The following is an 11,143-nucleotide window of genomic DNA, read 5'->3' as shown; positions in this document are numbered from 1 at the left end:
GCTCTTCCGGCTGCGGTTCCTTCCTCGATACATTTGCACAGTCCCTTGGCATGGACGTCAAGGAATTTGCACGCATCGCTCTGACAGCCAGGCACCCGGTCGACCTGGGCTCCCGCTGCACGGTCTTCATGAACTCCCGTGTCCGTGAAGCGCAGAAGAACGGTGTATCGGTCGCAGACATTTCTGCCGGCCTTTCCTATTCTGTCATCAAGAATGCGCTGTACAAAGTCATCCGCCTGCGTACTGCGGCTGATCTTGGCAATAAGGTCGTCGTCCAGGGCGGTACGTTCTATAATGATGCCGTCCTCCGCGCACTGGAACTGCTCCTCGGCTGCCATGTCATCCGTCCGGATGTCGCAGGGCTGATGGGCGCTTACGGTATTGCGCTGATTACGAAAGATAAATGTCCGGAAGGCCATGTGACCTCGCTCGTCACCCCTGAAAAGCTGAAGAGCCTGTCACTCACGAATGAAATGAAACGCTGCCCGGGCTGCGGCAACCACTGCATGGTTACGATTACCCGCTTCAGCGACGGACGTGCCTTCGTTTCCGGCAACCGCTGCGAGAGAGGCACCGCTATCATGCTGACCGGCAAGAGCGCACCACATTCCACGCTCCCGAATATTTACCGCTGGAAGTACGACGAGATCTGGCACAGGAAGTCCCTGACACCGGGCCAGGCCAAGAGAGGCACCGTCGGCATTCCGCGTACAATGAACATGTACGAAGATTTCCCGTACTGGCATGCTTTCTTCACGAAGCTCGGCTACCGTGTCGTCACATCCAGCGAACAGCTGCGTGACATCCCGACCGAAGCGATGGAAACGATTCCTTCGTATTCCGAATGCTTCCCGGCCAAGCTTGCCCATGCGCATGTCTATGACCTTGCCAAGCACCATCCGGATTTCATCTGGTACCCGTGCATCGACAAGGGCCCGGTCGAAGGCAGCACGAACAGCTACAACTGCCCGATGGTCGCTTCGTATCCGGAAAACATCCAGGCCAATATGGACGAAGTCCTCTCCAAATATAAGACTACATTCTACCATCCGTTCCTTCCGCTCCATGCGCCCAAGCAGCTCTACGGCCGCCTGAAAGAATTCTTCAAGCCGATGGGCATTTCCGGCGATGAACTCAAAGCTGCCATGAATGCAGGCGAAATGGCGGAAGAGGCATACAGGAAATCGCTCCGCGATGAGACAGAACGCATTCTGAAGGAAATCCATGACAAGCACCTGATCGGCATCGTGCTGGCAGGCCGTCCGTACCATGTCGACCCGACGGTCAACCATTCGATTCCTGACCTCATCAACCAGCTGGGCATGGCTGTCCTTTCCGAAGACGGCGTATCCATGGTGGGCGGCGAATTCCCGAATCTGCGTGTCATGAACCAGTGGACCTGGCACAGCCGTCTGTACAAGGCAGCTGAATACGTCACACGCCATCCGGATCTTGAGCTCGTCGAACTGAACTCCTTCGGCTGCGGCCTTGATGCCGTCGTTACCGATCAGGTACAGGAAATCATGAGCAAGAGAGACCGTCTCTACACCTGCCTCAAGATCGACCAGAGCTTGAACCTCGGCGCTGTCCGTATCCGTCTCCGTTCGCTGAAGGCCGCTATCCAGGAAAGAATCCAGGACAGCGATCATGTGCCGGAAATCCATTATGCGAGGGCTGAGTTTACCGAGGAAATGAAGAACGACAAGGATTACACGATCCTCGTTCCTGAAATGTCCCCGATCCACTTCCCGATCATCCAGGCTGCTGCAAGGGCTGCCGGCTATAATGTCAAAGTCCTTTCCCCGGTCCGCGCGGATATCGATGAAGGGCTGGCTTCGGTCAACAATGATGCCTGCTACCCGGCCATCATCACGATCGGCTCCCTCATGCGCGCACTGAAATCGGGCGAATATGACCTGAACCGCACCGCGCTCATGATGTCCCAGACGGGCGGCATGTGCCGTGCTTCGAACTATATCGGATTCATCCACAAGGCGCTTGATGAAGCAGGCCTGTCCCAGATTCCGGTCATTTCCCTGAACACACAGGGCTTTGAACCGCAGCCTGGCTTCAAGTTCTCGCTGTCCCTGGCAACGAACCTTGTACAGGCAGTCATTTACGGCGATGCCCTGCAGCAGTGCCTCTACCGCACACGTCCGTATGAACTGACACCGGGCAGCGCGGAAATCCTCTGCCGCGACTGGCAGAACCGCTGCTGCGAATCCATCCTCAAGGGTGAATCCTTCCGCAAGTACAAGAAAAACCTTGCCAATATCATCAAGGACTTCGACCGCCTGCCGCTCAACGACAGCCCGCGCCGTCCGAGAATCGGCATCGTCGGTGAAATTTACGTCAAGTTCAGCCCGATCGCATCCAACGATATCGTCCATGCAATCGAAGCGAACGGCGGGGAAGCCGAAACGAGCGGCATGCTTGACTTCTTCCTCTACGGTTCTCTCGACAGCCATTTCCAGAGAAAGTTCATGGACGGCTCCATGAGGGAAGACCTGAAGGATACCTTCTCCCGCTACGTCCTGGAATGGTACAGAAAGCCGCTGGAAAAGGCAGTGAAGAATTCCAAACGCTTCCATGAAATCACAAGCATCGAGAAGATGGCCAAGAGAGCATCCCAGTACCTGTCGCTTGGCAACCGCGCCGGCGAAGGCTGGTTCCTCACCGCCGACATGATCGATCTTCTGTATCATGAATGCCGCGGCGTCGTCTGCCTGCAGCCATTTGCCTGCCTGCCGAACCATATCACCGGTGAAGGCATGGTCCACAAACTGCACTCCGCGTATCCGGAAGCCGTATTCCTGGCTCTCGACTGCGATGCCAGTGCCAGTGAAGTCAACCAGGCAAACCGCTTGAAACTGATGATAAGCGCTCTGACCGAGAAGAGCGAATCCAAGGATGATCTCTCCTTCGTCAGAAAGACCGTAAGTTTGAGAAAGGGAACTGCATTATGAGTGATAGAAAACTGACTGGAAAAGGAGAAAAAGTCCGCGAGAAGATGATCGCCGCTACAGTGAAGATTCTTCAGCAGGAAGGCTTCAAGAAGGCGACCGTCCGCTCGATCGCCAAAGAGGCAGACGTCAATATCGCTTCGGTCCGTTATTACTTCGGGTCGAAGGAAGAGTTGATCGGCTGCGCTTTGGAATACATGATGGGCAATCTGGAAAATATCGTCGCATACCTGGACGATACGAGGCTCTCGGCGAAGGAAAGGCTGAAGAAGTACATCATCGCCTATTTCCATCTCGCCCGCCAGCACCCGGCACTTTTTCGCTCCATCTCCAATCCTTCCAGCGACGATGCCAAGGATACGTACTTCATTTACTTGTCACTTCTGCACAGCCAGTGCTGGAGCAAGGTCATCCGGAATATCGCTGAGATTACCGGATACACCGATCCCGCTGATCTGGATCTCAAAGCCATGCAGATTTTCTCCGCCGTTGAATTCCCGATCATTCTGGAAAGCAACAAGGCCGATTCCTTCATCTCCAACTACACCGACTCCGATACGCTGAGCCGCTATGTAGACATCCTTCTGGACAATGCAGAAGAGAAGAACGAGAAGAAAGAATACTTGAAAGAAATCATGCACGGTGTAAAATAAAAACAGAAAACCATAAAAAGAGACTCCCGGTACAAAGCCGGGAGCCCTTTTATTCCCTGAAAGGAGAGCCATGGACTCTTACAATTACTACTTCTTCGACCTGGACGGAACGATTTCCGAATCCGCTCCGGGCATCGTCAAAGCCGTAAAGTACGGCCTCGATCAGGCAGGCATTCATGAAGAAGATGCAGAAAAGCTCCACAGCTTCATCGGCCCGCCTCTCAATGTGCAGATGAAAAAACTCTACGGCATGACCGACGAGCAGATCGTCACCGCCGTCACTGCCTTTAGGAAACTGTATGAAGACGAAGGCGGACTCTATGACTGCGAAGCCTATGACGGCATCGGAGACCTTCTCTATGATCTCAAGAAGGAAGGAAAAGTCCTCGCCGTCGCATCGAGCAAGCCGGAACCCTTCGTAAGAAAAATCATCGACCGCTTCGGCTTCACCGACGCCTTCGACGTCATCTGCGGAAGCGGCATCGGCGACGAACTCACCAAGAAAGCCAGCCGCGGCCAGAAAGCAGAAATCATCCACAAAGCCATGGGCCAGCTTTCCGGTAATGGAAATGCAGAAAGTCTGGCGGGCAGGACCGTCATGATTGGCGACACAAACTACGACATCCTGGGCGCCAAAGCCAACAGCCTCCCCAGCGTAGGCGTCGCTTACGGATACGGCAGCAGACAGGAACTCGAAGAAGCCGGCGCAGAAAAAGTAGCCGACACAGTAGAAGACCTGAGAAAACTCCTCCTTCGCGGAGAGAGATAAAGGAATCAGGAAACTGTGTGATGTCCCCAGATGGCGAAATACTCGCCTTCCCAGACGGGGAAGGTGCCCGAAGGGCGGATAGGGTTGATTACCTCAGCCGAAGGCTGGTTGTTTGGTTTTGCTCCATCAATCGTTTATGCGCTAAGTTTGCCTGTTCCCCAATCCCATATCCCCACACAAAAAAGGGGCTGTGACAAAATGTGTAATCATTTTGCCACAGCCTTTTTTCTATTGGAATATTCCATTAGAGGATTATCCAACATGTGTATTTATTGGTTCTGTCTGAAAACTACAAAACCTCGCTTCACTCGAGAACTACTGTATTCCCCGGCTTCGCCGGGACCTTCTCCTTCGGAGCAAGGTTAACACCCTTAAACCTCGCTTCGCTCGAGAAAAGGAAAAAGCAGCGTTTTAACGAATTTTGTCACAGCCCCTTCTTTATTTCCTCTCAATTCCTTCTTCTTTCCATAGGGCATACTTGTACTTCATGCCGTTAGAATAACCGCCGTCATTATTTTTCCCTACGACTCTGTGGCAGGGGATGATGACGCAGACGGGATTCTTGCCGCAGGCATTTCCTACGGCGCGGGAGGCTTTGGGGCGGCCGATTTCCTTGGCGATTTCCCCGTAAGTCATGAGATGTCCGTAAGGAATCTTTTCAAGTACGCTCCACACGTCCTTCTCAAAGGCAGTTCCTTTGGGCTGCACGGGAAGGTCGAAGGTCTTCCTTTTTCCCTTGAAGTATTCCTCCAGTTCCTTTTCTGCTTTTTTAAGAAGCGCGGTCTCGGCAGGGAAGGGTGCTTCCTCTGTCCAGTCACATGCAGTGATGAATCCGTTTTCTTCTGTCAGTTTCAGATGGCCGCACGGGACGGCAAGGATACAGGATATCATAGGGATCTCCTTTCACGGTGCAAGAAGGCGTTTGGCGCCGCGCTTGATGGCGAAGCGCTTCAGCTGCTGGCCGGTCATTTTCATGAGGGCTTCCGCATCGGGTGCGCCGGTCTTTTCGATGGCGCTCCTTACGATGTATTCGCAGGCTCTTGCATCATCTAACTCCTGATGATGGTTGAATGTGAAACCCAGCTCTTCGGCGACGGTGTTCAGCTTATGGTTCGGCAGGTCCGCCCAGAGCTTTCTGGAAAGGACGACGGTGTCGCCGTAGCGGAAGTGGATGTCGGGAAGCTGGTATGTATCAATGGCAGAAGCAAGGACGCCCATATCGAAGCGCGCGTTGTGGGCAAAGACGATGCCGCCCTCAAGGCGCATGGCGATGTCCTTCCAGAAGTAGGGAAATTCGTCCTCGTCGATGACGTCTTCCGGATAGATGCCGTTGATTTTCGAGCAGCCTTCATCGAAGTTCAGGCTGAGCGGATGAATGAGATGGTACCATTCATCGATGACTTCGTGTCCGTCGCTTGTGACGATTCCAAGCGAGCAGGCATTGGCGGGGCCCCAGTACGCCGTTTCAAAGTCAAGTGCAATATATTTCATGGATGCCTCAGATAGCCGAGGTGAATTCATGCGGGCTGGCTTCGATCCAGCCTACTTCGACGGAGCGGTCAAAGGCGGATTTCAGGCGGCGGGCAAGTTCATTTCTTGCAACAGCGACCTTTTTGCGGCTTTCCCCGAATCCTGTGATGAGGACGAGGATGTTTTCAGAGTCTTCGTTGACGGCGCCTGCTTCTTCGCCGTCAGTCAGCCAAGCGTTTTCAGAGACTTTGTCTCCCAGGGTGACGCGTGCGCCGTTTTCGGTGCGTTCGATCCTGAGGACGTCGTCATTTCTTCCCATATCGTAGGCATGGATGTCGACGTGGAATTTCAGCATGCCGCCGCGGACCATGTCCATGACCGGATTGACGCGGGGGAGAATGTCCGAGCCTGCCAGTTCATCCATGGATGCCTGCTTCGGTGCGGTAAGGATTTCAATGTCGTCGTCCGTTTCTTCTTCCTCAGCGATGCCAAGGCCTTTCTTGTATTCGCGGATGACAGTTTCAAGGGCAGAAGATTTTCCTTCTTCGCCAAGGGTTTCAAAAGCTTTCTGGTAGGATGCGATGTCTCCATCTGCCATGCCGGGGTTCATTTTCAGGAGCAGGTTGGCCTCCGTGCAGCATCTGCGGCGGAAGAGTTCTGCTTCGCGGTTCAGTCCGCGGTTGTCGGCTGCACGAAGGGCAATGATGCCGATGCAAAGGCCGGGGATTTCTTCAAAAAGACGATCGTCTGCTGTGACTTTCATGTTGTACCTCCCAAATTGAGTTTGCTTTATTATTATACCATTCCCATCCGCTCTATATATAAGGAATGGAAATCAGATTTCGTGGTCGGAAATGACTTTCATGATTTCATCGACGCTGCTGCAGATGAAAATGTTATCGCGGTCGCCTTCTTCCATGAAGCCTTCTTCTTCCCATGCATTGATGAGGGAGAGGAGGGGATCGTAGAAGCCGTCGACGTTCGCAATGATGACGGGCGGACGTTTCCCTTCTCCGTAAATGCGCAGGTGGCTGATGGTATCGGAGAATTCCTCCAGCGTGCCAGGGCCTCCGGGAAGGGCGATGAAGGCATGGCCGGATCCTATCATGATTTTCTTTCTTTCGACCATGTCGGGGACTTCGATGAGCTCTGTGATGCCGCGGTGTGCCTGTTCCTTCAGGATGAAGACTTCGGGAATGACGCCGATGACTTTGCCGCCTGCTGCCATGGCTGCGTCAGCGACGATGCCCATGAGGCCGACAGTGCCGCCGCCGTATGTGATGGTGCGGCCGCTCTTGGCAATGGCTTCAGCGAGTTCTCCGGCAAAGGATGCATAGGAGAGTTCGGCTCCGAAGTGCGAGCCGCAGTATATGACGATATTTTCCAGTTTCATAATGAGTTCCTTTCTTAACGCTTTTCCTATTGTATCATAGGATGGTTTTTCATTCTTCTTATGAAAAATTTTTGAAAAATAAAAATAAAATGAAGAGGAGAATTTGGGAATGTTTTGTACATTCTTATTTCCTGATGGAAAAAGAGCATGCCGCCAGTCCCGTGAAACGGGCATTTTCAAGGCTATGGTACGCGAGGACACGTGGTAAAAAAGTTCTGCATAAACACGGGAAAAATTCGCTATGGGAAATGTTGACATCGGATAGAAGGAATGTTATAATTCCAATGTTGCGTGGATTTAGTGTGCTGTAAAGCAGGTGAGAATGAATGACACTGGAAGAATTGAAATCAGCAGCTTTTGTTGTAGGAATGAAAGAAACGGAGCGGGCCGTCGAAAAGCAGGAAGCCGCATGCGTATTTATCGCATCGGACTGTGACGAGCGCATTTCCCGTCCATTGATGGAGGCCTGCCAGTCGTCAGGAATTCCTGTGGAACAGGGATTCACGAAGAAAGAAATCGGCCGCGCGTGCGGGATCAAGGTAAAAGCCGCTTCCGCTGCCGTTCTCAAATCCCGGTAATATCCATCGGGGCTATGCTCCGGAGGATCAATTATAAATTTCCCTTTATGGAAAGGAGGTGCCCATTTTGCCGACAATCAATCAGCTGGTTCGTAAAGGCCGCCAGACTCTGGCTACCAAAGCGAAGACCCCGGCTCTGAAACAGTCCCCACAGAAACGTGGTGTCTGCACAAGAGTTTACACAGCTACACCGAAGAAGCCAAACTCTGCTCTTCGTAAAGTAGCACGTGTACGCCTGACCAACGGAATCGAAGTTTCTGCTTACATTCCGGGCGAAGGCCATAACCTGCAGGAACACAGCGTCGTCCTCATCAGAGGCGGCCGTGTTAAGGATCTTCCAGGTGTTCGTTACCACATTATCCGCGGCGCTCTCGATACCGTAGGTGTATCCGGACGTCAGCAGGGCCGTTCTAAATACGGCGCTAAACGCGACAAGAAATAATTTGAAACGAATCATAATGTGATCAATGAACTACTTTAAAGGAGGAAATTAACAATGCCGAGAAAAGGTGCTGTTCCGAAACGTGACGTTCTTCCGGATCCCGTGTATGGGAACAAGATCGTTACCCGTTTCATCAACAGAGTTATGCTTGACGGCAAGAAGGGTGTAGCAGAATCCATCGTTTACGGTGCATTCGACATCTGCCAGAGCAAACTTGATAAAGAACCAATCGAAATTTTCGAACAGGCGCTCAATAATGTAATGCCAGTCCTCGAAGTTCGTGCTCGTCGTGTAGGCGGCGCTAACTACCAGGTACCGGTTGAAGTAAGAGCAGACCGCCGTCTGACTCTGGGCATCCGCTGGATGGTCAGCTATGCTCGTCAGCGCAGCGAACGTACAATGCAGGAACGTCTTGCAGGTGAACTGATGGACGCTTACAACAATACGGGCGCAGCTGTAAAGAAGAAAGAAGATACACATAAAATGGCAGAAGCTAACAAGGCTTTCGCTCATTATCGCTGGTAATATAAGAAGGAGTAACAATCGTGGGCAGAGAATTTCCGCTTGAAAAAACAAGAAACATCGGCATCATGGCTCATATCGATGCCGGCAAGACAACAACCACGGAACGTATCCTGTTTTATACCGGTGTAAACCATAAGATCGGGGAAGTTCATGATGGCGCTGCTACCATGGACTGGATGGTACAGGAACAGGAACGCGGCATCACAATTACGTCTGCTGCTACCACCTGCCACTGGAAAGGTTACAGAGTCAACATCATCGACACCCCAGGGCACGTAGACTTCACAGTAGAAGTTGAACGTTCCCTGCGCGTACTCGACGGTTCCGTAGCTGTATTCAGCGCTAAAGACGGCGTCCAGACCCAGTCCGAAACCGTATGGAGACAGGCAGATCACTATCGTGTTCCGCGTATTGCATTCATCAACAAGATGGATACCGTAGGCGCTGACTTCCTCCATGCAGTAAAAACCATGGATATCCGCCTTCATGCTAAGGCAATTCCAATGCAGCTTCCAATCGGCAAGCAGGATACCTTCAAAGGCATCATCGACCTGCTGACAATGAAGGCTGAAATGTATGAAGACGACCTTGGACAGAACATCCATGTAGAAGAAATCCCGGAAGACCTGAGAGATCAGGCTGAAGAACTCCGCGACAAGATCTGCGAAGTTGCTGCTGAAGGCAGCGATGAACTGATGGAAAAATACCTCGACGGCCAGGAACTGACCATCGACGAAATCAAAGCTTCCATCCGTAAGCAGGTTCTTGACTGCGCACTGTTCCCGGTATTCTGCGGATCCGCATACAAGAACAAAGGCATCCAGCTCCTGCTGGACGCAGTCCTCGACTACCTCCCGTCCCCGCTGGACATCCCGCCGGTTAAAGGCACAAGCCTCGACGGAGAACCAGATGAACGCTCGGTAGACGACAATGCTCCGCTTTCTGCTCTTGCATTCAAGATCATGGCTGACCCATTCGTTGGCAAACTCGCATATTTCCGCGTATACTCCGGCGAAATGCATCAGGGCACCTACATCCTCAACTCCACAAAGGGCAAGAAGGAACGCGTAGGCCGTATCCTCCTCATGCATGCTAACCACCGTAAGGAAATCGACGTAGCTTACACCGGCGATATCGCTGCAGCTGTAGGCTTCAAGGATGTAACCACAGGCGATACACTCTGTGATGTAGATCATCCGATTATCCTTGAAAAAATGGAATTCCCGGAACCGGTTATTTCCGTTGCTGTTGAACCGAAGACCAAAGCAGACCAGGAAAAGATGGGCAATGCTCTCCAGAGACTGGCTGAAGAAGATCCGACATTCAGAGTACATACAGATCCAGAATCCAACCAGACGATCATCTCCGGCATGGGCGAACTCCATCTGGACATCATCGTTGACCGCATGAGACGTGAATTCAACGTTGAATGCACCGTAGGCAAGCCGCAGGTAGCTTACCGCGAAACCATCCGCAAGTCCGTCGAATCCGAAGGCAAATTCATTCGTCAGACCGGTGGTCATGGTCAGTACGGTCACTGCTGGCTGCGTCTCGAACCGCAGGAAGCTGGCAAAGGCTTCACCTTCGAAAACGCAGTTGTCGGCGGCGTTATTCCTAAGGAATTCATCAACCCGATTCAGACCGGCGTCGAAGCTGCTATGCAGGACGGCGTTGTAGCTGGATATCCGATGGTTGATATCAAAGTTACCGTTTATGACGGTTCCTATCATGATGTCGACTCCTCCGAAATGGCATTCAAGGTTGCAGGCTCCATGGCGTTCAAAGATGGCGCTAAGAAGGCAGATCCTGTCCTCCTCGAACCATACATGAGCGTTGAAGTTGACGTTCCGGAAGATTACATGGGCGACGTTATCGGCGGCCTCAACTCCCGTCGCGGACGTATTGAAGGCATGGAAACAGAAAACGGCGAATCCAGAATCAAAGGCTTCGTTCCGCTGTCCGAAATGTTCGGCTACGCAACAGGCCTCCGCAGCTCCACACAGGGCCGCGGTACCTTCACCATGACATTCGATCATTATGAAGAAGTTCCGAAAGCTATTTCCCAGCAGATTACTGAAGAAAGACTCGGAAACAAATAATTAAAGGAGAAATCTTACAATGGCTAAAGCACATTACGAAAGAACAAAGCCGCATGTTAACATCGGCACCATCGGCCACGTCGATCATGGTAAAACAACCCTGACCGCTGCTATCACCAAAGTTCTGGCTGAAGAAGGCAAAGCAAACTTCCTCGACTACGCTTCCATCGATAAAGCACCGGAAGAAAGAGCTCGTGGTATCACAATCAACACCTCCACCGTTGAATACGAAACCGAAACCCGCCACTACG

At 52.1% G+C, this 11,143-nt stretch carries 12 protein-coding genes; 8 read left to right on the top strand and 4 right to left on the bottom strand.

The window, feature by feature from the left end:
- The 3 genes from M3200_RS09235 to M3200_RS09225 all read left to right on the top strand — a co-directional run.
- Nucleotides 1–2,966 (top strand): acyl-CoA dehydratase activase-related protein (locus M3200_RS09235; RefSeq protein ID WP_288178271.1); only part of this gene is annotated, 2,966 nt, incomplete at its 5' end.
- Nucleotides 2,963–3,616 carry a TetR/AcrR family transcriptional regulator gene (locus tag M3200_RS09230; protein WP_022383236.1) on the top strand — a complete coding sequence of 218 codons (654 nt, stop codon included), beginning with the start codon at nucleotides 2,963–2,965 and terminating at the stop codon, nucleotides 3,614–3,616. The genes M3200_RS09235 and M3200_RS09230, both read left to right, overlap by 4 nt.
- Nucleotides 3,617–3,686: 70 nt before the next feature.
- On the top strand, nucleotides 3,687–4,385 hold the full coding sequence (locus tag M3200_RS09225) for an HAD hydrolase-like protein (RefSeq protein WP_022383235.1): 699 nt from the start codon (nucleotides 3,687–3,689) through the stop codon (nucleotides 4,383–4,385).
- Nucleotides 4,386–4,823: 438 nt separating this feature from the next.
- Here the strand turns inward: M3200_RS09225 and M3200_RS09220 are convergent, their stop codons facing one another.
- From M3200_RS09220 to M3200_RS09205, 4 genes are all read right to left on the bottom strand, one after another.
- Nucleotides 4,824–5,276, bottom strand: coding sequence for a methylated-DNA--[protein]-cysteine S-methyltransferase (locus M3200_RS09220; protein ID WP_022383234.1), 453 nt, complete (start codon nucleotides 5,274–5,276; stop codon nucleotides 4,824–4,826).
- 12 nt (nucleotides 5,277–5,288) lie between these two features.
- Entirely contained in the window at nucleotides 5,289–5,876 is a 588-nt protein-coding gene (locus M3200_RS09215; protein ID WP_022383233.1) for an exonuclease domain-containing protein, read from the bottom strand.
- Nucleotides 5,877–5,883: 7 nt separating this feature from the next.
- Nucleotides 5,884–6,618: a hypothetical protein gene (locus M3200_RS09210; protein WP_022383232.1), complete on the bottom strand. Its 735-nt coding sequence runs from the start codon at nucleotides 6,616–6,618 to the stop codon at nucleotides 5,884–5,886.
- Between the two features lie 72 nt (nucleotides 6,619–6,690).
- Nucleotides 6,691–7,248 carry an LOG family protein gene (locus M3200_RS09205; protein ID WP_022383231.1) on the bottom strand — a complete coding sequence of 186 codons (558 nt, stop codon included), beginning with the start codon at nucleotides 7,246–7,248 and terminating at the stop codon, nucleotides 6,691–6,693.
- Between the two features lie 326 nt (nucleotides 7,249–7,574).
- On the opposite strand from M3200_RS09205, the gene M3200_RS09200 reads away from it, so the two are divergent.
- From M3200_RS09200 to M3200_RS09180, 5 genes are all read left to right on the top strand, one after another.
- Nucleotides 7,575–7,826: a L7Ae/L30e/S12e/Gadd45 family ribosomal protein gene (locus M3200_RS09200; protein ID WP_022383229.1), complete on the top strand. Its 252-nt coding sequence runs from the start codon at nucleotides 7,575–7,577 to the stop codon at nucleotides 7,824–7,826.
- 67 nt (nucleotides 7,827–7,893) lie between these two features.
- Nucleotides 7,894–8,268 (top strand): 30S ribosomal protein S12, encoded by a 375-nt coding sequence (gene rpsL, locus M3200_RS09195; RefSeq protein WP_022383228.1) that lies wholly within the window; start codon nucleotides 7,894–7,896, stop codon nucleotides 8,266–8,268.
- 54 nt (nucleotides 8,269–8,322) lie between these two features.
- A complete protein-coding gene (rpsG, locus tag M3200_RS09190) occupies nucleotides 8,323–8,793 on the top strand; it encodes a 30S ribosomal protein S7 (RefSeq protein WP_022383227.1) in 471 nt (156 codons plus the stop codon).
- A 20-nt stretch (nucleotides 8,794–8,813) separates the two neighbouring features.
- Complete coding sequence (fusA, locus tag M3200_RS09185) at nucleotides 8,814–10,892, top strand: elongation factor G (protein ID WP_022383226.1); 2,079 nt, start codon at nucleotides 8,814–8,816, stop codon at nucleotides 10,890–10,892.
- A 19-nt stretch (nucleotides 10,893–10,911) separates the two neighbouring features.
- On the top strand, nucleotides 10,912–11,143 hold a 232-nt coding region (locus M3200_RS09180; protein WP_288178270.1), incomplete at its 3' end, for a GTP-binding protein.

It is taken from the genome of Dialister sp. CAG:357, assembly GCF_000435155.1.
GTDB classification, from domain to species: Bacteria; Bacillota; Negativicutes; order Veillonellales; family Dialisteraceae; genus Dialister; species Dialister hominis.
Note: the sequence above shows the minus strand (reverse complement) of the source record. Positions and strands in the feature narration are given on the sequence as shown.